Here is a 20,429-nt window from a genome sequence, read left to right as displayed (position 1 = left end):
AACCGACCCCTCAACGTCAACCTGGCATTGACGGCAGAGACCCGACAACCTACGATTGACGAATGGCGCCGATGCCGATCACCCTCGACAACCTCATCGGGTTCGTGCGGTCCCTCCACCCAGAAGGCGGCCCGCTCGAGCACCTCTCCGATGCCGTGGTCACCGCCCAAGAGCTCAACGATCAGGCGGATGCCCTGATCGGTCACTTCGTCGACCAGGCACGGGTGTCTGGGGCGTCGTGGAGCCAGATCGGCGGCGCCATGGGCGTGACCAAGCAGGCGGCGCAGAAGCGGTTCACCGCCAAGGACGAGCCCTTGTTGCCGGAGGCGAAAGCGTTCAACCGCTTCACGCCACGGGCCCTCGTCGCCGTCGCCGCGGCCGCCCGGCTGGCCGCGGAGGGCGGGGGCGAGGCCGTGGACGTGTCGCACCTGGCGGCGGCGACGTTGCTCGACGCCGCCGGTATCGCGGCGCGGGCGGTCACCCGCCTCGGGGTCGGCGCCGACCGGGCCCAAGACGCGCTGGGGGTGGGGCGCCCGACCGCCGGGCCGGATCCCGACCCCGCCGAGCTGCGAGGGCTGGACTACACAGCTGCGTGCCGGGAGGCGTTCGGCCAGGCGCTGAAGGCGGCGCTGCGCCTCGGTCACACCTACATAGGGACCGAACATCTCCTGATCGGGACGGTCTCTGGCGACGGGCCGGTCCGCCACGCCCTGCAAGCGCTCGGGCTGCGCGCCGAACTGGTCGAAGACGCAGTGAAGGTGGAGATCGCCGACGCGGTGCTCCAACAGCGCCGTCAGGCCGGCTGATCCCGGAGACCGGCTGCGTCGCGCTGGGTGCCGTCCGGTCCGCCGGGGGCGCCGCCGCTAGACCCCGGATCGTGCAGGCACGCGATCATCCGGATCTCGCTTCGCCGGGGCGAATCCGGCGCACCAGGACCATGGCCGATCGTGGTCGGTGGCGGCGGGCGCCGCAAGGTCATTTCCGCGCCCGAGGGGGCCTCAGCCGATGTAGTGGCCGGTCTGGACGTCCTCGACCCAGCCGGGATGGGTCGGCTCCCACCCGAGCGCCTGGCGGGTCTTGTCGTTGGTGACCGGGTTGTGCAGGTGAGCGAAGCCGGCGAGGAAGCCGAGGTACTGCGGCGCCTCGTCCAACGCCACGCTCTTGGTCTCCACCCCGAGGGCGCCGGCGATCGTCTCGGCGATCACCTTGAAAGGGATGCCGAGGTCGCCCACGCCGTGATACGTCGAGCCGGCCAGCCCCTTCTCCACCGCCAGGCGGTACAAGACGCCGATGTCGTAGGAGTTGGCGGCCGGCCAGCGGTTGGCGCCGTCGGCGATATAGGCCGCGGCTTTGTTGTCCCGGGCGAAGCCGATCAAGGCGGAGGTGAAGCCGTGATGGTCGAGGTCGCTGTGGACCATGGGTGCAAGGCGCACGACCGACGAGCGCACCCCCTGGCGGGCCAGCGCCAGGGTGTAGTTGGCGGCGTCCACCCGGGGACCGCCCTCTGACTGGTCATCCTCGGTGCCCGGGCGGCCGCTGACCCCGGCCATGGCCAGCATCAGGGTGCCGCTCGTGGTCACGAAGGGCTTGTCGGTGCCCACCAGGGCGTCGCCGAGCGCCCGGGTGGCTGCCAGATCGGAGTCGACCGCGCTCATGAACTCCCCGGTGCGCATGGCCTCGTGCTTGAACGCCAGGTGGATCACGCCGTCGGCCTCCTCGGCGGCGACCCTGAGACCTTCGAGGTCGTCGAGGTCGCCGCGGCGGACATCGGCACCCAGCGCGCCGACCGCTTTCGCGGCGGCGTCGGAGCGGGCCAGGCCGAGGACTTGGTGACCGTGCCCGAGCAGTTCGGGGATGACGGCGGAGGCGATGTGGCCTGACGCGCCGGTGACGAAGATGCGCATGTGGAGCTCCCATCTAGACGGTATGTCACTTGGTGCCATCACCGTACCACCAATCATGGCACTCGGTGTCATGGATTACGCTCCCCGCAGATGTCACGTTGGCAACCGGACCCAGCGGGCCGCCTCACGAAAGCCGCCATCACCCTGTTCGCAGAGCAGGGGTACGAGGCGACCACCGTGGCCGAGATCGCGGCGCGCGCCGGCCTGACCAAGCGCACGTTTTTTCGCTACTTCTCCGACAAGCGCGAGGTGCTCTTCAGCGGTTCAGCAGAACTCGAGCGGGTGTGGCTGGACGGGGTAGCCGCCGCGCCAGCGGGGGCTACCCCGCTCGGGGCGGTGATCGCAGGGCTGGGTCCTGTCGCCGAGATGTTCACCGAACGCCACCACTTCGCGGGGGTGCGGGCCGGGATCATCCAGGCCAACTCCGAGCTTCGCGAGCGCGAGCTCATCAAGCTGCAGAATCTGGCTGCCTCGATCGAGGCGATGCTGCTCAGCCGGGGATACTCCGCCAACGCCGCGGTGCTGGCAGCACAGGCGGGCGTGACGGTGTTCCACGTCGCCTTCGCCCGCTGGGTGCACCAGGATGACCCGACGGCGTTCCGACGGTTGATCAACGAGTCGCTGCAAGAACTGCGTTCGGTGACCGCCGGCTAGGGACGCCGGCGTGTCGTCGTCGCCCACTGGACGTTCCGATCAGGCGCTGAAGCGGGCCGACGCCCCGGCGTTGATGTCGATGACGGAGCCGGTGATGTGGGCGGCCCCGACGAGGAACATGAGCGCTTCGGTCACCTCGGCTGGGTCGATCCAAGGAATCGGCTGGAGGTGGAGGCTTTGGAGGACCACCGCGGCGTCATCGGCCGTGGGATGTTCGAGATCGGGGCGCACCAGCCGGAACAGGGCATCATTGCGGACCATCGGGGTGTCGACGTTGCCGGGGGCCAAGGCGTTGACCGTGACCCCCGCGGAAGCCAGGTCTTGCGCGGCCGACTTGACCAGGCCGATCACGCCCCACTTGGAGGCAACGTAGGCGGCCTGGGCCGGAGCGGCGGACCGTCCCAGCATGGAGGCGGTGGCCACGATACGCCCCCAGCGCTGCTCGGCCAGTATCGGAGCGACCGCGCTGATGCAGTTGTAGACGCCCGTCAGGTTGGTGGAGAGCACGTCGTCCCACACCGCAGGGTCCCCTCCCTGGATGGGCGTGAGGGCGCTCACCCCGGCGTTGGCGACGAGGATGTCGAGACGACCCAGCCGCCCTACCGCGTCGGCCACCGCGGTCGCCACGGCGGTTCGGTCGCGCACGTCGAAGACCATGGACAGGGCGCTTCGCCCGGCGGCGGCAACCAGCCGGGCGGTCTCGGCCAGGTCTTGCTCGTCGGCCAATGGGTAGGCGACGGTCGGTAGGTCAGCGCACCTGTCGCAGAGCACGACATCGGCGCCGGCTTCGGCCAGGGCCACTGCGTGGGTTCGGCCCATGCCTCGGGCGGCCCCGGTGACCATAGCGACCCTGCCGGTCAGATCGACCACCGAAAACCTCCTCGCTGTCCGGTCGGCTGCGGCGTCGCGGCGCATCGCCCGGGTCGCCCACGTCCCGAAATTACCCGAGTCGGCCGCTTATAGCAACTACCGTCGCATTAAGGGAGAAGCTCAGGAGACGATCCCGTGGCGGGCGTTCCAGCGACGAGCGCCCTGGAAGGCGTCGACCAGTCCCCAGACGAACGCGACCACCCCGGTGAAGAAGCCGACGAACACGAACATCAGCGGGAAGCTGATCAGCCAAATAGCCAGGATGGCGATGCCGGTGCCGACGTCACCGTTGATCATGGAACCCACCCCGGGCAGGAAGAACGACACCAGCATGGACAACGCCGGGTTCTTCGCAGCCACGCCCACAGGAGGCAAACCCGGGTACCCATTGCCGGGGTACTGCGGTGGAACGCCGGGAAGAAAGGGGCCGGGCGCGCGAGAGCCGGGCACGGGAGCGCCGGGCACCCGCGGCTGGGTGTAGGCGGTCCAGGTCTGGCCGTCCCAGTATCTGAGCTGGCGGCTGTCGCTCGGGTCAACAAACCAGTCCGCTGGATACATCGCCCCTCCCCCCACCTCGGGGGCGTCGTGTCTCGTGACGGCGCCCTCCCGAACGGTAGCGCCGAGGCGAGGCTGACGCTTCGCTTGTGCGGGCGGGCCCGTCAGGAGCCGGCGGTGGTGGAGCTGGTGTCGCCAGTCAGCGGGGAGCCATCGGAGTTCTGACCGCAGTAGGCGTCGACCTTCTTGCCGGCGTCGACGAGCGACTGGTTGGTGAACGTGGTGGCGTCACCGGAGCTGATAGCGGCCTTGGCTGCGTTGGCCAGGGTGCTGGCATCGCTGATGATGTCGGCGGGCGCTTCGGCTTCGAAGTCGCTGACAACGCTGGAGTTGTCCTTGAAGATCTGCACCAGGTCCGACGGCTGGGTGGCGGCCGCGGTCGCCTTGTCCAGCGTGGCGTTGTCGTTGCAAAACGTCGTCTTGTTGCCACCACCAGCCGCCTGGCCGACCTGCGCCGTGTAGTGCGCGGTGCCGTTGGTGACCGAGTTCACCGTCACGTGCACCGGCAACGTCGCTCCTCCGCCCTGCGGGGTGAGCGTGCAGTCGATCGACGCTCCGACCTTCGCGTCGAGACCGCCCGGGCAGGCGACCGAAGGCACCGGTTGGTTGGTCGTCGACGCCAGCTGCTTGGCGACGGTGGACTCCACGTCGCTCTGCGCCACCTGCCCGCTGCCCACGCTCACCGACCCTCCGCACGCAGCTAGTAGTGACGTGCAGGCCAGACCAGCGGCCAGTATCAGGGACTTCATGAGGCCGGACCCTACTGCAGGCCGCCTCCGCCACCGCCACCCCGTTGACGGCGTGGCGGCGTGGACGGCGTGGACGGCGTTCACCATGCGGCTCGGCGTTGCGCAAAGGGCGAAACCGGCGCCATATAGTTGCTTCACGGCAGGCATATATAGTGGCGGGATGGGTAGCCCACAAGCGCCAGCTGCGCGGCCCCCGGCCGGCGAGCCGGGCGGCAACGCCGCCTTCGATGAAGCGGCCCGTTTGCGGGTCGCCTTGCTGCGCTTGGGGCGTCTGCTGAGGAGCATCGATGCCGGCTCGGGGTTGACGCCTTCGGAACTGGGCGTCCTGGCCGCGGTTGACCGCTACGGTCCTCTCCGGCCGTCGGATCTCGCCCGCCATCAGGCGCTCAACCCGACCATGCTGTCCAGGTTGTTGGGGCGTCTGGTGGAGAACGGCACGGTGACCAGACACGAGGATCCGAATGACGGGCGGGTGGCGTTGGTGTCGGCGACCCCTCGGGGGCGCGAGTTGCACCAGCAGCTGCAAGCAGCGCGAGCGGCCGCGCTGCGCCAGCACCTCGATCAGCTCCCGCGAGCCCAGCAGCGGGCCATCAGCGCGGCGCTGCCGGCGCTGGAGGCGCTGGCCCAATTGGTCGGCAGCAACCGGTGATCGGCCGCTGGTGGAGGCGTCTATGGCCGGACTGGGTGGACCGCAACCTACGCATCATCCTGATCGGTCGCAGCGCCGTGAGCGTGGCCCGGGCGATAGCGGGCGTGGTGACCGCCCTGTATTTGGCCGCCGTCGGGTTCTCGGCGTTGGAGATCGGCACACTGTTCTTGGTGGTAACGGTCGTGTCGGCCGTCATCTCAACCGCCGTCGGTATGACGTCAGATCGGGTGGGCCGCAAGCCGTATCTGGTGGGTGTGCCCCTGCTAGCAGCGGTATCGGCCGGCGTTTTTGCCCTGTCGCGAAACCCGGTATTGCTCTTCGTCTTCGCCGCGCTGGGGAGCTTCGGTCGCGGACAGGGCGCAGGCGGCGGCACGGTCGGCCCTTACCAGCCAGCCGAATCGGCCTTCGTGGCCGAGACCGTGCCGTCCTCGGCCCGCCCTGCGGCTTTCGGTCGGCTGGCGTTTGTGGCATCGGCCGGAGCGGTGGTCGGCAGCCTGCTTGCCGGCCTGGCCCGTGACCATCGGCGCATGTCGGCCGCTGCGGCGATGGCCTCTTACCGTCCCGCCTTCATCGCCGCCGGAGCGCTCGCGGCCGTGGCGGCCGTCGCCGCCTTGTGGCTGCGCGAGCCAAGCGGGCGTTGGAGGTGGCGTCCCCTCCCGGCCCCGATGGCGCCAGGCCGGCCCGCCAACCGATCCGCGGCGGTGCCAGCGCCGGGCCCGGCTAGGGCCGAGAAGGCGGGCCGACCCGCGTCGGTTACGAACTCGCCCAGCCCCGAGAATGAGGCTGTTCTAGCCGGGCCGGTGCCGCCCGGCCCGGCGCGGCGCAGTTTGATCTCGTGGCCTCGCCGGTCGTGGCCGGCGCTGTGGCGGCTCTGGGTGACCAACGGCGTTAACGGCCTGGGCATTGGCCTGCTCGGACCGTTCTTGAGCTATTGGCTGGCCCGCCGTTACGGGGCCGGCCCGGGGACCATCGGGCTGCTGTTCGCGCTCGTCAATCTGGGGTCGCTGGTGACGACGTTGACCGCGGCGGGCGTCGGTCGCCGGCTGGGCACCGTGCGGGCCATCGTGGCGGTACGGGCCATCGGCGGGGCTCTCACCATCCCGATGGTGCTCGCCCCGACATTTTGGCTGGCCGGCGCCATATTTTTCGTGCGCATGATGGCGCAGCGCACCGGCATGCCGCTTCGCCAGTCGTTCACCCAGGATCTGGCGCACCCCGACGAGCGCTCCAGCGTCGCCGCCCTGTCGCTCCTGCCGGCCCAGGGCACCATGGCAGCCAGCCAGGTGCTCGCCGGCTACCTCTTCGACGAGGTCGGGTTGGCCGCCCCCTTCGAACTATCCGCGGTGTTCCAGTTGGCGAACGCCGGGCTGTACGGGTTGCTGTTCGGGCCGGCCAAACCGAAAGGCGGTTTCGAACACCTAGACGAGGCCGCGCCCGTGCCCGTCGACGCTGCCGCCGGCCACCACGAGACTGACGGCGCTTAGCGCTGACGCCTACCTGGCCTCTAGCTCCTTGGGCCGCTGACCGGCGACGCTGACCGCTGACCGCTGACTACGGCGCGCTGACCGGCTCCCCGCCGCTGCGCTGCGCCGACTGGGGCACGACCGGAAGGGTCAGCGAGCCGGGCGTGCCGGGCGCCACGCTGACCGTGTAGGCCTCCGGTGTCCGGTTGCCGAAGTAGGCGTCGTCGCCGGAGGCGATCACCAGCTCGATCCGGTGCCCGGCGGCGTACTGGGCGGAGACCCCGGGGAGGGTGATGGTCACCGGCCTCGAGGTGTCGGTGACGCGCACCGGGGCGACGAGGCGGTCGGCGAGGGTCCGGGTCCCGTCGGGGGCCACGTCGTAGAGCTTGGCGTAGACGACCGGGTCGGTCGCGGGCGACGTCGGCGTGCCGGTGCCGACCGAGGAGGTCAGGCGCACCGTCAGCTTCGGGATGCCTACGACGTCGACGGGGCTCGGCAGCGGCGCGCTCGAGTACGCCGCGAAGGTCCCAGGCGTGTCACTCGGCGGTATCGACGAGAACGGCTGGGTGTCTTGCACCGCGCTGGTCTCGGAGTAGCTGGTCCCGGTCGGCCCGGTGTTGAGGAACGTCTGGCTGCCGGCCACGACCGCTTCGCTCGAGGGCACCAAGGCGCCAGCGGCGGCGGGCGAACCGCCGGAGAGGTACAGCGAGCGGGAGGTGCCGACCGGCCACGATGGCGCAGTTCCGTAGGCCGCAGCCGCGCTCCCGGTGTAGGACACCCACGGCCGGAAGTACTGCACGGCGGGACCGGTCGACACCCCGGGCGTGGCGCGCAGCCACCGGTCGTAGAAGTGCTTGATCAACACGTTCTCGTACCCGTCGAACGGCGGGGCGTATGTCAGCTCCCCCGGCGCCGGGGTCAGGCTGCTGTGACCCCAGCTCTGCAGCACCAGCTGCGCCGGGTCGCCGTTGGCCTGCAGCTCCCGCAGGTTGCGGACCGCTTCTTGGATGTTGAAGAGGCTGTCGTCCTCGCCCTGAGCCAAGAGCACCGGGATGTGGACGGTCCGGTAGTACGACACCATCGAGTCGCCGTGGAGCAAGGCGGTCGTGGTCGGGTCGGGGTAGCCCGCCGCCACGGTGCGGGCGAACGCCGAGCAGATGGCCGGGTCGAAGCCGGGGCAGCCGGTAGCCAACTGCTGGGCCAGCATGGCGTACTTCGCGGAGGACACGATGCCGTCGCCGAAGAACAACCCGGTCCACTGATACTTCAGCGCGCCGGGCTCGGCGTCGGTGCGCGAAGTCGTCGTCGTCCCGTCGGTGGCGTTGTTCGGCGCGAGGGAATAGGCCAGGTCGTTCCAGGTGATGATCGGCACCAGCGCGTCGACCCGCGGATCGATGGACGCGGTGGCGAACTGGATCGAGCCGCCGTAGGAGCCGCCGATCATCCCGACGCGGGGATCGTCCTTCGAGGGGTCGTCCTTGGTCACCTGCGGGAGGGTGCCCAACCACGAGATCAGCTGCGAAGCGGCCGCGCCGTCCCAAGCCGGCGAGTCGAGCTCGATCGCGCAGCTGCTGCCGCCGAAACCCAAGCCCGAGTAAGTGAGCGCCACGTAGCCGTCGTAGGCGGCGTTCTGCGCCGACCCGAGGGTGGTGCTGTCGTCGTACGATCCGCCGAAGCCGTTGGTCGTAACCACTGCTGGGGCCGGATGGGCGGCATTGACGCCGGTGGGAGTGAGCAGCTCGCCTTTGATCGTGCAGGTGGCGGTGTGCGCCGGGCCGAGGTTGCGGACCGTGGCGGTGATCAGCTCGCTGGTGTAGTAGCTGGCGGACGGCCCGGGCGTGGCCACCACGCTCGCCGGCGGGGGCGGCCGGAACGAGGCCAGCGCGGCCTGCTTGGCCTGCAGCCACGCCGGCTGCGTGGCAGCTCCGGCGGCCCCCATGCCGGTCATGGCCAGGGCCGAGCCAACCAGCGCGGCCGCCCCGGCACCAGTCACAAGCCGCCGACGCGCCGTTACCCCCAACTTCTGCTCCCCCGCAGTACGCACGATCGGTTGTTCGGTGCCGACCGCCGCGCCTCCTGCCCGGCGCGACGGTTTCTCCCACGAGCTATGAGCCATCCGCCGCGGCCGCCGGTCAACGCTGCCTCGAGCACGAGGCCGGCGTCACCCAAGGCGGCGGTGAACTCCGCGTCGGGAGGAGGAGGGTGGAGAAATGGTGGTCCCATGCCTGCCCGTCGGCCCGGTACCTCACTGTGGCGCGGAGTAGACCGCCGTCGCGCTCGTGCACATGAAGCTCGGTCTCGACTCGACCGAGCACACCCCGGTAGGTGGTGCCCGGGCCAGAGGATCGGCGATACGACCCGTCCCAGCTCCCAGGTCAAGAACAGTGGCGCCAGGAGTCAACCGGCCGGCGATCACCTCGGCGATGGGGTCATCGGGCAGCGCGGCGTAGACATCGACCGGGCAACCATCGGCGGTCGTGCCGGCGGGCGACCGCCTGTCGATCCTCACACTCCCCGCTGCCCGCCGGCCAGCTCATCCCTCCAGTTGCAGCCGAGCCTGGAGGTGGTGAGTAAGCGACTGGCCAACGGCGGCCATCCGCAACGAGTAGGTGATGAGTCCTGGCTCGAAGTCGAAATCCCTCTCGATGGCAGTGACGTCCTTGGCGGAGCCCGTGCCGGCAGCCACGATCGAGCGCAGCCGCAGCGAAGGCCCGCTGAACGGGCCTTCCTCCACCTCCACCACTCCGGTCGGGTGGGCCACCACGAACTCCACCCATCCGGGCCGGGGTGAACGCAGGTACCCGGCCTCGCCATGCAGAGGCCTGCCGTCATCGACCGCGACCGTCCGCTGCGTGTAGGAGATGAACGGCTTGCCGACGTGTGCGAACGTCACCGTCTCGCGGTAACCGAAAGGCGAGATGGTCGGGTACTGGCCCTGGCCTTCGCCGCTCCACGTGCCGAGCAGGAACCCCAGAGGCTCGACGTCAGGATGGATCGGGCGGTCCATGCCGCCAGTATTGCCGACCGGGCCCCGGGAGCAGCGCCGATCTCCCTTGTGTCAGGCGGGCGACGGTGGCGGAGGCGGCCGCGGATCCTTGACAACCGATCTCCCATAGGGAATCAGGCGTTCTCGAGGACGATGCGGAAGCGGGCGTGGCCGGCCAGGACCCGCTGCCACGCCTTGGCGGCGTCGGCCATCGGCATGGTCTCCACCACAGGCCGGATGCCGGTGAGGGCGGCGAAGCGCAGGGTGTCCTCGGAGTCCTTCGAGGTACCCGAAGGATGACCGGCCACCGAGCGGGTCTGGCTCACCAAAGCGAAGGGAGCCACGTCGATGCTGGCCTGGTCTACACCGAGGACCACCAGCTGCCCGCGGGGTCCGAGGCCGCCGATGGTGGCGGCCATGGCCGCTGAGTTGGTCACCGTGGAGAGCACCACGGTGGCGCCGCCGAGGGCCTGGAGCCGCTCGCTGACGTCGGTGGCGGTGCTGTCGATGTAGTGGTGGGCCCCCAGCTCCCGGGCGGCGCTCTCCTTGTCGGCGCCCCGGGCGATGGCGACTGTCTCGTAGCCCATCCGGGCGGCGAACTGCACGCCCAGGTGGCCGAGGCCACCGACGCCGAGCACCGCCACCAGGTCCCCGGCGCGCGCCGGGCTGCGGCGCAGGGCGTTGAAGGTGGTGACGCCGGCGCACATCAGCGGGGCGGCGTCGACGGCGCTGAGGGCGTCGGGGATGGCCGCCAGCGCCTCCACCGGTACCACCACGGCGTCGGCGTAGCCGCCGTCGTAGGCCAGCCCGGGAGTGCGCAGGTTGGCGCAGTCGATGAAGTCCCCGGCCCGGCAGGCCGGGCAGGTCCCGTCGATCCCGCCGTACCAGCCGACCCCAACGCGCTGGCCCGGTGCCCAGGCGTCGACGCCGTCGCCGACCGCGTCGATGACCCCGGCGATCTCGTGGCCGGGGACGATCGGGTAGCTGGCGGCCAGCTGCGCCGAAAGGACGTCGCTGTGGCACACCCCGCACGCCTCGACCCGGACCCGCACCTCACCGCGGCCGGGATCCCGGATGTCCCGCTCGGCGGCCTCCAGGTCGGCACCGGTCTCGGGGATCTGCTGCACGTGGACGCTGGGCATGCCCCGGTCCTACCCCGGGCCGGGCCGGTTCCCTCCGTCGATGGCGTCGACGACCAGCCCGATGGCCCACGTGATCGCCCGGATGGCGGCATCCGGCTGGAGCTCCCAGCCGGCCACCAGCCGCTCGTAGGTCACGACGCTCCACAGGGCGTCCAGCACGGCCGCCGCCTCGGCCCGATCCTCGGGGGTCCAGCGGTCTGCGGACCCCGTGACCGCCGCCAGCAGCGCGGAGCGCTGCGCCTCGTTGGCGGCCGCCAGCGTGGGATCCCCGGGGGTGCGGGCCTCGATCGGGAAGCCGGCGACGAAGCGCAGCATCCGGTCGGTGACACCGGCGACGTCGTGGAGGGACATGTCCCCGATGTCTATGCCGGCCTCCTCGCGGAGCCGCTCGAGGACGGTGTCACGCAGCGCGCGCTCGGTGGAGAAGTGGCGGTAGACGGTGCGCTCGCTGACGCCGGCGCTCGCCGCGACCGCGCGGGCGGTGAGGACCCGCCAGTCCCAGATGGGGTGCTCGTGGAGCAGCGCCGCCCCGGCGGCCACGATCCGCTCCCGGGTCTCGGCCATCTGCAGGCGGCGCACCGGGCTGTCGTAGCGGCGCGCCGTGCCGTGGCCCGCACCGTTCGCCGCGTTCGCCGGCCCGGTCACCCCGCTCAGGGCCGCATCAAAGCAGGCGGGCCGGCAGGGTCTCCCACCCTCGCACGGTGGAGGTCGGCGACAGCCGGGCCTGCCCCAGGTCGACCTCCCAGTCCGGGAAGCGGCGGAGGACCTCCTCCAAGGCGATGCGCCCCTCGACGCGCGCCAGCGCCGCCCCGAGGCAAAAGTGGGCTCCGTAGCCGAAGGTCAGGTGAGCCCCGGGCTTGCGGTGGATGTCGAAGCGGTCCCCGTCTGGGTAGCGGCGGGGGTCGCGGTTGGCCGACCCGACAATGAGCAGCATGGCGCTGCCGGCCGGGACCGTCGTGCCGTAGTGCTCCACGTCCCGGGCCACGCAGCGAGCCACGTGAGGGCCGGGCGGCTCGAAGCGCAGGATCTCCTCGATGGCGTTGGGGACCAGCGCCAGGTCCGCGGCTAGCTCCCGGCGCTGGTCGGGATGGTCACTGAGCAGCTTGCCGGCCCAGCCGATCAGACGGGTGGTGGTCTCGTTGCCGGCCCCGGCGATGACGGTGACCATGGTGCGCACCTCGTCGCGCCGAAGGGTTCGGCGCTCGCCGTGCTCGTCGTCGAACTCGGCGGTGAGCAGCTCGGTCATCAAGTCGTCGGAGGGGTGGTCGGCCCGCCAGTCGATGTACTGCTCGAACGCCTCGAAGGAGAAGCTGTCGGCGCGCTGTGCCATCGGCTGGCCCGGCTCGGTGCGAAGGCCTGCGTCAACCTGATCCCTGATGGCCTCCTGGTCGGCCTCGGGGATGCCTAGCAGCATGCCGATGACCCGCATCGGCATCTGGGAGCCGAGATCGGCGATGAAGTCCAGCCTGCCGCCCCCGACCAGCGGGTCCAGGCTCTGGGCGCAGTAGGCGCGGATCTGCGGCTCCAGGGCGTTCATCTTCTTGGGGGTGAACACCCGGGACAGCAGGCTGCGGTGACGGGTGTGGATCGGGGGGTCCTCGAAGATGATCACTCCGGGCGGGAACTCGATGTCGGCGGTGATCAGTTCGAGGATGGCACCCCGCCCCGAGATGTAGGTGTCCCGGTCGTGGAGGGCCCGCTCCACGTCGGCGTGGCGGGACAAGGCGTAGAAGTTGTGAGCCTGGTTGCGGTAGATCGGCGCCTCCTCGCGGAGGCGGGCGTACACCGGGTACGGGTCCAGGTTTATGTCGACGTCGTAGGGGTCGTAGTAGACCCCGGCGGCCTCGGTCGTGGGCATGAGCCGTCCTCCCCCTGCGCGCCCGCCGGCGAGAGCCGGTCAATTGGCGTCACTCAGTATGACACGAAGCTGCGGGTGTCCGGCTCGGGTCGAGGTTCGCCCGTGGTTCCTCCACCGAGGGAGGGCCTGGGTGAGCAGGTGGCTGCCGGCCTCGGGGACGCGGTCACCGCCGCTGGGCCCGACCACGCCGCCTCCGGGAAGCGCCGGCCCGCACGTACGACCGCGGCACCTTTACGCGAGGACCGGTGGCGCGCGGTCTGACTATCGAGGGTTGTCGCCGTCCGGCTGGGAGCCGGACTGTTGCCGGCGCCTGGTCCATGAAAGGTCCTGGTTGACAAACGCCCCTGAGAACCCATTGCTCGCGCGTCTCGACGGTTATCGCGAAGCGTGGATAGCGACGACCACCGGCGGCTGATCAACCACAGGAAAGCCAACGCGACCACCAAGCCCGCCGGGACCGCGATGTCGCAGATCACGGGCAACCCTCCCACCTCATGGTGCTACACGGCCCTCGGCCCCGGCCTAGCGATCCTCGAGCACGGCCAACGCGGACCGCCGGGAGTCGCAGTCCTGCATGCCAACGACGCTGGCGCCAGCCACGTCGAAAGTGAATACCTTGAACACCTCCGCCGTTCCCGACCATCCGGGCTCAGATACCCGCAGACCGAGCGCGACCGCTGACCCCCGCTCGACAGCCTCGATCACCTCGAAGCGCCGTCCGTTCTCCTGCAGCATCGAGAGGCGGTTCACGACCGCCTGCCGGTTGCCTCAAGTGGGGGTGTCCGGGACCTCCGGAAGGTCGATGGCACGCCACACCACCCGCGGGTCGAGCAATCGCACCCAGGGGCTCAGATCGCCACGGCCCAGCGCCTCGTAAGCCTCGCTCAACCGTTCCGAACGGCCGCTCATGACCGGAGACTACTAGCGGGCGCACCACGACGTCATGGTGCCCCACGCGCGGAGTCCCCTCCCCCATTCGTCGGGCGAAGCTGGTGTCATCCGCTGGCGACGTTGCCCGTACAAGGGCGGCGAGCCGCCGGAACTGCTGACAGATGACGCCTGGCGGCGGCCGATCGGCCGGCGTTTCGCGGCCCCGACCCGGGCGTGCCCCCGGGGCCCCGCCTCCGACACCGGGCGCGGGCGTCGGGTGTCGGCGCGGGCCGGGACCGCCGGTACCACGACGCGGGCGACTGGAGCGCACACCACGCGAGGCGAACTCGACGTCCCCCGTTGCCGAGGTCGCTTCCACCGGCAGCTTCCTCGAGCTTCCACACCATCGTCTGCTCGTCACGCCGCCGTCCAAGGCGACACCGGGGAACGGCCTGCTGGCCGAGCCGCCCAGCGAGGTCCGCTCGAGATCCTTACCTCGGACCCGGGCGACATGGCGACCCTCGCCGCTCAACTCGGACGCTTCGAAATACGTCGACTCTGATCTCGCGGGCGCTGGCGGCCAGCCGAACTGCCCGCACACCGACGTCGGCTGCCGACACGGACCCCTACCGGGCATCACCAGGAGACACCATGCGTGCCGTTCTGCGTGGTCTTGCCGCCCTGTAGGCGGCAGGGCGTTTCAGGTCGTCTTGGACCTGCGCTGCTGGGTCCGTCTCGGCGACCCGTTTGATCGTGTGGCGGACCTGGTGGAGGCGACGATGCCGAGGACCCCCCAGCCGGCGGCCACGACGAGTTCCGACGGCGCCGCCGATCTCGCTCCGCCGGCGACAATCGGGTTACAGATCCAAGCCCTGCGCAGCTAGCCGCGCCAATAAGGCCGGCTCCAGGGTACCGACGAGGCCGCCGGGCCCGTGGGCGTGCTCGGTCAGCCAGCCTGCCAGGGCTCGGTCATGGGCGCCGTCGGGACCTGGGTCCCACGCCCGGTCCGGGTCGTTCCACTGGGTGGCGGTGATGGTCCGCTCCGACCCGCCCACCACCGCGACAACCGCCCAGCTCACGGCGAATCGACCGGGTGCAGCGGGATCCACGACCGCCGGGAGCTCCTGGGCGGCGTCTGGCCAGTTCGGCCGGCTCAACTGCACCGCGAGCTGGCCGACCCGGGGGGGCAGGGCGCTGAGCACGACACCCGTTATCGACGCCTCGCCGTCGGAGCGACCGGGCGCGACCGACACCACCTGAAACCGGGCCGGCAGCGCAGCGTCGGACCCGCGAGGACCCCCGCCAGCGCTAACCGTCGCCGGAACGGCGTCCTGCTCCTGGCGGCGTGCGAAGAGACCCATCGGACCCCACGCTATGCCAGTAGTTGCGCTCCTCGGGACGGGAGAGCTCACCGGCTTCACCACCGGCCCACGCACCAACCTGCCCTCCGCCCCTGCAGCCTCGACCCCGACCTGCCGTCACGCGCACCAGGTCGGCCAGCAAAAGGGGTCGATGGAGTTCGGCGCCTCCGAGAATGTCGCAGGACGCCAAGACCTGATGGCTTGGATCAGCGGACCATCGCTGGGCGATCCTCGAGCACTGATGGCTCCCCCGGGCCCAGATATTGCACAGGCCGTGTGGGAGCGTCCGGGTGCCATCTGTAACACCAACGACCTGTTGCCATCGACGGCGCTCAGGCTGGCGAGGCCATGGGCCCCGCAGGTGAACCTCAGCCAGGACCCCATACCTATGTCCGTGGCCAGGCGGAAGTCCCCGCTGGTGGCCACCGGATGTCCGCACTTGTGGCCGTGAGAAGTCCCCACCTGTGGCCGTGAGAAGTCCCCGACCTCGTTGAGGCCGACCGCCGGGCCAAGTCCCTTGACCACATGTAGCCACTGTGTTAAATAACCTATCTGTGAAGTATCCGCGGCAGCGCCGGCCACGATGACCGTCAGGGACCCAGACCGGATCGATATGGTCTTCGCCGCCCTCTCGGACCCGACGCGACGCTCGATCGTGCGTCGCCTGGCCGATGGAGAGGCAACGGTGCTCGAGTTGGCTCAACCGTTCCCGATCAGCCTCCCGGCCATCTCCCGCCACCTGAAAGTCCTCGAGGAGGCTGGTCTGATCAGTCGCAGCCGAGATGGCCAACGACGGCCGTGCCAGCTGCGGCCGGAGCCGCTAGTCGATATCGCCACGTGGGCAGAGCACACCCGAGCCGTGTGGGAGCAGCGTCTCGATCGCCTCGACGCGCACCTCCGCCGAGCGTCGGAGCGAACAGCACCCCGCCCGACATCGGAGACCAGGTGACCACGACCCCGCGCATCCCAGACCAGACAGCGTCGGCTCTCGAGCGAGAGATCGTCCTCGTTCGAGTCCTCGACGCTCCCCGCGACGCGGTGTTCGCGGCGTGGACCGACCCCGAAGCCTTCTGTCAATGGTTCGGGCCCGACGGGTTCATCTGCACCGTCAAAAAGATGGACGTGCGCCCTGGAGGCCGGGCCTGCTTCGACATGGCCGCCCCAGACGGCACCGTGTTCACGAATCGCTTCGACTACCTCGAGGTCGTCCCAAGCGAAAGGCTGGTAATGGACCACGGCTCCGACGTCGACGCTGACCCAGCCCGCTTCCGGGTAACGGTCTCCCTCGACGAACAGGCCGACGGAAAGACGGTCCTAACCCTGCGAAAGCTCCACCCAACCGCGGAACAGCGAAACGAAAAACTCGGCTTCGGCGCCGTCGAGCTCGGACTTCAGACGATGCAGAAGCTCGCCAACCATCTCGGTGCCACGTGACTCCCTCCACGGATGGGATCTCCGCCAGATACATGAAACAGGCTGACCTACCGCCAACCACCGAAAGAGCCTCCATGTCCCGCGTCCGCATCCACAACTTTTCGGTCTCGCTGGACGGCTTCGCCACCGGCGAAGGCCAGAGCCTCGAAACCCCCTTCGGTCACGCCGGGACCCGACTCAACGAATGGTTTTTCGCCACTCGCTCGTTCCAGCAGATGCTGGGGCAGCCAGGAGGGACCACAGGAAGCGACGACGCGTTCGCGAGCAACTGGGGGCCCGGCATCGGTGCCGAGATCATGGGAGCGGGCAAGTTCGGGCCGCCCAACTGGCAGGACGACCCGGAGTGGAGCGGCTGGTGGGGAGAGAACCCACCATTCCACACACCGACCTACGTTCTAACCCACCGTCCGCGCCCATCGCTCGAAATGCAAGGCGGCACCACCTTCCACTTCCTCGACGCCACGCCAGCCGACGCACTCAAGGCGGCCCGGGACGCAGCCGCCGGTCAGGACGTCCGCATCGGCGGGGGCCCCACCATCACTCGCGCCTTCATCGCCGCCGGTCTCGTCGACCACCTCCACATCGTGCTGGTGCCGATCCTGCTTGGTCGCGGTGTCCGGTTGTGGGACAACCTGGAAGCCTTAGAGGAGCAATACGACGTGGAGGCGGTCACGACGTCAAGCGGAGTCACCCACCTCACCTTCACCCGGTGATCCCACTCCGCAACAGCCAGAAAGCGGCGACGCGTCCAGGTCAAGCATCCCGGCACCACAGGTGGCTGGGAATCGAACCCGCGTTCTCAGCTTGGGAAGCACCCATTTGCGGCTTTTGGGCGTCCACGGAGAGTCGTATTACCTGCTCAGGAGGGTTCTGAAACTTCCACGGACAGTGGCGGAAGTCAGGAGCTGCGCCATGGATGCGCCATGGACGGGCTAAATAACGAGTCTGAGAACGACTGGTGGAACTGGATATAGGCTCGACACGATACGCCATTGTCAATGTTCATAGCCCGGGCGTCAGGGCCGGAGAGGAGTCTATGACCAGACGGCACAGAGCGGGATGGCATACACCCGGTCCCCCATTTCGTAGAGGCCCGGCCCCGTATGCACGACCGCACCCGCTGCGAAGTCACGCCCGAGTCGCTCGCGGAGCCAGTACAGATGCTTTGCGTCCGCTTGGTCGGGCGCTACACCGGCCTTAAACTCCAAGGCCACCACCCGACCAGCGCCCACCTCCGCAACGAGATCTACCTCTCGGCGCCCCGCCTCGAGACGGAGATGGTGCAGTGTCGCCCGGGGCGAGCGAACAGCGATCTCAGGTCGAAGTTGCGAGGTCGCGAACGCGTCGAACATGCGGCCGACAAGTTCGGCATCGTTAAGGATCGTCATGGCATCGAGGCCTGCGGCTGCCGCGGCGAGGCCAGAGTCGACGAGGTAACGCTTGCCGTGCCGCACAAGTCGGCTGAGCCTGTTGTTCGTCCAAGCGGGGACCACGTCGAGGACATACAAGTTCGTGAGGAGTTGGTCGTAGCCGGCGGCCGTCTTGGCGTTGACGCCTGCAGCTCGATACAGGGTGGCGTCAGACGGCATGCCGGCGTTGTTCAGGGCTAGAACCGTCAGGTAACGACGAAGCTTGGCTGGATCCTTCATCGTGTCGACGATCGCCGCGTCCCGCGTGACCAGGTCATCGAGATAGCTGGCCAGCCATGTCGTCCGGGCACGGTCGCTCCGTTGCCGATAGGCGACCTCGGGAAAGCCACCTCGCAGCGCCAGGTGCACGTAGTCGTCGATGGTCGGCGGCGCTGCGGGAAGCGTCATGTCGTCGAGGCCCGAGGTTGCAAGCCGGTCCAGGAACGACGACCGGGCGAAGTCGGGGACATCTCTTCGCTCCCGCTCCACGACGGGGTACATGCTCATCCGGACAATCCGACCCGTGCCAGCCCACGTCTCGTTGGTCAGTTCAGCACGGACGCTTCCAGTCAAGACGAACTGTCCGGGGGTTGCATCCTGATCAACGGACCGCTTCACAGCCGCGAGCACCTCAGGCACCTCCTGCCACTCGTCCAAGAGGACCGGCCGGGCCGTTCGACGCAGCGCTGCGTCAGGATCTGCTCGGTACGCCGCAGCGGTACCCGGCTCGTCCAGCCGGACGACCTGCTCGACGTGCTGAGCGGCGGTGGTCGTCTTCCCCGACGCACGCGCCCCGGTGACCATGACCGCCGGGAAGTCGGCACACAGCTCTGCGAGATAGCCGTCAACGAGCCTGGGCCGGTATCCGGCGCCACCACCTGGCTCAGCGCTACCGGTCATCCGCTACCAATTTCACGCCAACCACGCTACCAACTTCACGCACGCCCTGCTACCAACCTCACGCGGTTCAGCTGCCAAGGCTGGGTAGGGAGAGCCGCCGGGCCCGAGATGGCGGCACACCTGGTCAACCTCGACGCACTTCGTCCGGCCAGCCGAGCCTGGGCGAGCGCGTCGTCTTCGTCGGAAATTGGCAATCGCTCCCAGAGCCCATCTACTCCGCCGGGCTGGAACAGCGCCGAGCGGCCCCGAAGACACTGTCGGCGTAGCGGTCTGGATCCATCGGGCTGAGCAGCTCACCGACCTCCAAGAGCAGTACCGGCGGGCTGTCGGGGTCCATACCCGCAGCATCGCCAATCAGCTCGTCGGCCTCGCCTTCGCCCAGCCAATCCTCACCGCTCGAGTCGTGGAGAGCCGGCTCCGAGTGACCCGCCCCGCTGCCCTCAGCGCCCTACGCCAACTCGAACAACTCGGCATCCTCCGCGAGGCGCCAGGCGGCGTTCGCTGACAACTCCGGTGGCTAGCCCCAGAAATCATCAAGGCTCTAACCGATGAGCCCTCAACCGGCTAACCGCATCCATCGACCCAGGGCGCTTGGGACGGGCGCTCAAACCTTGAGATCCGTCCCGACATGAGCTGTCATGACAGCTGGCCGCGGATAAGTGCAATTATGCGCAGGGGCGACGTGAGGAAGGTGGTCGTCGCCGCATCATCCGTCGAGCCAGTGCTCTGGGGTCACTCAATTAGTCAGATCGGCATCAGCCGAAAGGGATGCGGAACCACCGAGGAACACCTCGCCCAGGTCCGGACGGCTTAAGATGGTGGCCGCCGACTCGGATACGTGGACCTGCCCGGAGACAAGGATGTAGCCCCAGTCGGCATTGCGCAGGGCCTCAGTGGCTTTCTGCTCGACCAGGAGGATCCCTACCCCTGTCGCAGCAAGCTCTGGAAGGTACTTCTCAAATAGGTCCACGGTGAGCGCGACCGACAGTCCGGCGGTGGGCTCGTCTAGGACCAGTACGGCGGGGCGGAGCATCAGCACCCGGCCAATGGCCACCATCTTTCGCTCGCCTCCGGAGAGTCGGCCGACCGTGCGGTGTCGCATGGCGGCCAGAGCAGGAAACAATCCGAGAACCTCCTCAATGCGGCCGGCCACCTCCCGCTTCTTCAGCAGGTAGCCACCGATTTCGAGGTTCTCCACTACCGACATGGTCCCGAAGACGTCTTGGTTCTGCGGGACGTAACCGACCCGTCCCCGGGCGATCCGCTCCGGGCTGTGGTTTGTGACGTCCTCCCCGCCTACCCTGACCTGGCCACCGGTGCAACGCAGGTGACCAACAATCGTCTTGACGAGAGTACTCTTGCCGGCTCCATTGGGGCCCGCAACCACGGCGATCTGGCCCTTGTCGACGCCTAGGCAGACGTCCTGGATGACCGGCGGTCCACCGTAGCCCGCCGTCAGGTCTTCGACATGGAGGCAGTCATAGCTAGTCATGGGACCGCTGGTCGTAACTGGATAGCGGGTTTCGGGGCGCGTTGAAGAGGAGTGCGGATGCGACGGTGTTGCGGGGTTGTCGCATGGGGCGGGTCGGATGGGGTGCCCGTGGTCGTGACTGCCGGGCGTCAGC

General features: G+C 69.2%; 22 protein-coding genes and 1 pseudogene. 8 read left to right on the top strand and 15 right to left on the bottom strand.

The window, feature by feature from the left end; genetic code table 11:
- Window positions 1-62 precede the first annotated feature (62 nt).
- The gene (locus K6U06_RS00110; protein WP_262319845.1) at window positions 63-806 is read left to right on the top strand and encodes a Clp protease N-terminal domain-containing protein; all 744 of its coding nucleotides are present in this window, start codon (window positions 63-65) and stop codon (window positions 804-806) included.
- 192 nt (window positions 807-998) lie between these two features.
- Here K6U06_RS00110 and K6U06_RS00105 read toward each other — a convergent pair whose 3' ends face one another.
- Window positions 999-1,904, bottom strand: coding sequence for an SDR family oxidoreductase (locus K6U06_RS00105; protein ID WP_262319844.1), 906 nt, complete (start codon window positions 1,902-1,904; stop codon window positions 999-1,001).
- Between the two features lie 90 nt (window positions 1,905-1,994).
- Here K6U06_RS00105 and K6U06_RS00100 point away from each other — a divergent pair, with 90 nt between their 5' ends.
- Window positions 1,995-2,558, top strand: a complete 564-nt coding sequence (locus tag K6U06_RS00100) for a TetR/AcrR family transcriptional regulator (protein WP_262319843.1) — start codon at window positions 1,995-1,997, stop codon at window positions 2,556-2,558.
- Window positions 2,559-2,597: 39 nt separating this feature from the next.
- On the opposite strand, the gene K6U06_RS00095 is transcribed toward K6U06_RS00100, so the two are convergent.
- The 4 genes and pseudogenes from K6U06_RS00095 to K6U06_RS00085 form a co-directional block, all read right to left on the bottom strand.
- On the bottom strand, window positions 2,598-3,428 hold the full coding sequence (locus tag K6U06_RS00095; RefSeq protein ID WP_262319842.1) for a mycofactocin-coupled SDR family oxidoreductase: 831 nt from the start codon (window positions 3,426-3,428) through the stop codon (window positions 2,598-2,600).
- A 120-nt stretch (window positions 3,429-3,548) separates the two neighbouring features.
- Window positions 3,549-3,788 (bottom strand): hypothetical protein, encoded by a 240-nt coding sequence (locus tag K6U06_RS00090; RefSeq protein WP_262319841.1) that lies wholly within the window; start codon window positions 3,786-3,788, stop codon window positions 3,549-3,551.
- A 102-nt stretch (window positions 3,789-3,890) separates the two neighbouring features.
- Window positions 3,891-3,986: pseudogene (locus tag K6U06_RS24565) on the bottom strand (DUF2510 domain-containing protein); the annotation flags it as partial.
- Between the two features lie 101 nt (window positions 3,987-4,087).
- The gene (locus K6U06_RS00085; protein WP_262319840.1) at window positions 4,088-4,732 is read right to left on the bottom strand and encodes a DUF4333 domain-containing protein; all 645 of its coding nucleotides are present in this window, start codon (window positions 4,730-4,732) and stop codon (window positions 4,088-4,090) included.
- Between the two features lie 160 nt (window positions 4,733-4,892).
- Here K6U06_RS00085 and K6U06_RS00080 point away from each other — a divergent pair, with 160 nt between their 5' ends.
- Both K6U06_RS00080 and K6U06_RS00075 read left to right on the top strand, forming a co-directional pair.
- Complete coding sequence (locus tag K6U06_RS00080) at window positions 4,893-5,381, top strand: MarR family winged helix-turn-helix transcriptional regulator (RefSeq protein ID WP_262319839.1); 489 nt, start codon at window positions 4,893-4,895, stop codon at window positions 5,379-5,381.
- A 35-nt stretch (window positions 5,382-5,416) separates the two neighbouring features.
- Window positions 5,417-6,865: an MFS transporter gene (locus K6U06_RS00075; protein WP_262319838.1), complete on the top strand. Its 1,449-nt coding sequence runs from the start codon at window positions 5,417-5,419 to the stop codon at window positions 6,863-6,865.
- Window positions 6,866-6,932: 67 nt separating this feature from the next.
- Here the strand turns inward: K6U06_RS00075 and K6U06_RS00070 are convergent, their stop codons facing one another.
- The 8 genes from K6U06_RS00070 to K6U06_RS00035 all read right to left on the bottom strand — a co-directional run bounded on the left by K6U06_RS00070 (window position 6,933) and on the right by K6U06_RS00035 (window position 15,061).
- Complete coding sequence (locus tag K6U06_RS00070; RefSeq protein ID WP_262319837.1) at window positions 6,933-8,837, bottom strand: CocE/NonD family hydrolase; 1,905 nt, start codon at window positions 8,835-8,837, stop codon at window positions 6,933-6,935.
- Between the two features lie 540 nt (window positions 8,838-9,377).
- Window positions 9,378-9,851, bottom strand: a complete 474-nt coding sequence (locus tag K6U06_RS00065; protein ID WP_262319836.1) for an FABP family protein — start codon at window positions 9,849-9,851, stop codon at window positions 9,378-9,380.
- Window positions 9,852-9,964: 113 nt separating this feature from the next.
- Entirely contained in the window at window positions 9,965-10,972 is a 1,008-nt protein-coding gene (locus K6U06_RS00060; RefSeq protein ID WP_262319835.1) for an alcohol dehydrogenase catalytic domain-containing protein, read from the bottom strand.
- 9 nt (window positions 10,973-10,981) lie between these two features.
- Window positions 10,982-11,617 (bottom strand): TetR/AcrR family transcriptional regulator, encoded by a 636-nt coding sequence (locus K6U06_RS00055; RefSeq protein ID WP_262319834.1) that lies wholly within the window; start codon window positions 11,615-11,617, stop codon window positions 10,982-10,984.
- Between the two features lie 16 nt (window positions 11,618-11,633).
- Complete coding sequence (locus K6U06_RS00050) at window positions 11,634-12,830, bottom strand: cytochrome P450 (RefSeq protein WP_262319833.1); 1,197 nt, start codon at window positions 12,828-12,830, stop codon at window positions 11,634-11,636.
- Window positions 12,831-13,352: 522 nt separating this feature from the next.
- Window positions 13,353-13,580, bottom strand: coding sequence for a hypothetical protein (locus K6U06_RS00045; RefSeq protein ID WP_262319832.1), 228 nt, complete (start codon window positions 13,578-13,580; stop codon window positions 13,353-13,355).
- Between the two features lie 18 nt (window positions 13,581-13,598).
- Entirely contained in the window at window positions 13,599-13,739 is a 141-nt protein-coding gene (locus K6U06_RS00040) for a hypothetical protein (RefSeq protein WP_262319831.1), read from the bottom strand.
- 818 nt (window positions 13,740-14,557) lie between these two features.
- Window positions 14,558-15,061 (bottom strand): hypothetical protein, encoded by a 504-nt coding sequence (locus tag K6U06_RS00035; RefSeq protein WP_262319830.1) that lies wholly within the window; start codon window positions 15,059-15,061, stop codon window positions 14,558-14,560.
- Between the two features lie 583 nt (window positions 15,062-15,644).
- On the opposite strand from K6U06_RS00035, the gene K6U06_RS00030 reads away from it, so the two are divergent.
- The 3 genes from K6U06_RS00030 to K6U06_RS00020 all read left to right on the top strand — a co-directional run bounded on the left by K6U06_RS00030 (window position 15,645) and on the right by K6U06_RS00020 (window position 17,208).
- Window positions 15,645-16,010, top strand: a complete 366-nt coding sequence (locus K6U06_RS00030) for an ArsR/SmtB family transcription factor (protein ID WP_262319829.1) — start codon at window positions 15,645-15,647, stop codon at window positions 16,008-16,010.
- A complete protein-coding gene (locus K6U06_RS00025; RefSeq protein ID WP_262319828.1) occupies window positions 16,007-16,495 on the top strand; it encodes an SRPBCC family protein in 489 nt (162 codons plus the stop codon). Before K6U06_RS00030 ends, K6U06_RS00025 begins: the two co-directional genes overlap by 4 nt.
- Before the next feature lie 74 nt (window positions 16,496-16,569).
- On the top strand, window positions 16,570-17,208 hold the full coding sequence (locus K6U06_RS00020; protein ID WP_262319827.1) for a dihydrofolate reductase family protein: 639 nt from the start codon (window positions 16,570-16,572) through the stop codon (window positions 17,206-17,208).
- Window positions 17,209-17,529: 321 nt separating this feature from the next.
- On the opposite strand, the gene K6U06_RS00015 is transcribed toward K6U06_RS00020, so the two are convergent.
- On the bottom strand, window positions 17,530-18,804 hold the full coding sequence (locus K6U06_RS00015) for an ATP-binding protein (RefSeq protein WP_262319826.1): 1,275 nt from the start codon (window positions 18,802-18,804) through the stop codon (window positions 17,530-17,532).
- 187 nt (window positions 18,805-18,991) lie between these two features.
- On the opposite strand from K6U06_RS00015, the gene K6U06_RS00010 reads away from it, so the two are divergent.
- Window positions 18,992-19,309, top strand: a complete 318-nt coding sequence (locus tag K6U06_RS00010) for a hypothetical protein (protein WP_262319825.1) — start codon at window positions 18,992-18,994, stop codon at window positions 19,307-19,309.
- Between the two features lie 231 nt (window positions 19,310-19,540).
- Here the strand turns inward: K6U06_RS00010 and K6U06_RS00005 are convergent, their stop codons facing one another.
- Window positions 19,541-20,296 (bottom strand): ABC transporter ATP-binding protein, encoded by a 756-nt coding sequence (locus K6U06_RS00005; RefSeq protein ID WP_262319824.1) that lies wholly within the window; start codon window positions 20,294-20,296, stop codon window positions 19,541-19,543.
- Between the last annotated feature and the right edge of the window lie 133 nt (window positions 20,297-20,429).

The sequence above is a fragment of the Acidiferrimicrobium sp. IK genome (assembly GCF_025499425.1).
Classification (GTDB): Bacteria; Actinomycetota; Acidimicrobiia; order Acidimicrobiales; family Palsa-688; genus Acidiferrimicrobium.
This window is presented reverse-complemented; position numbering and strand designations above follow the sequence as displayed.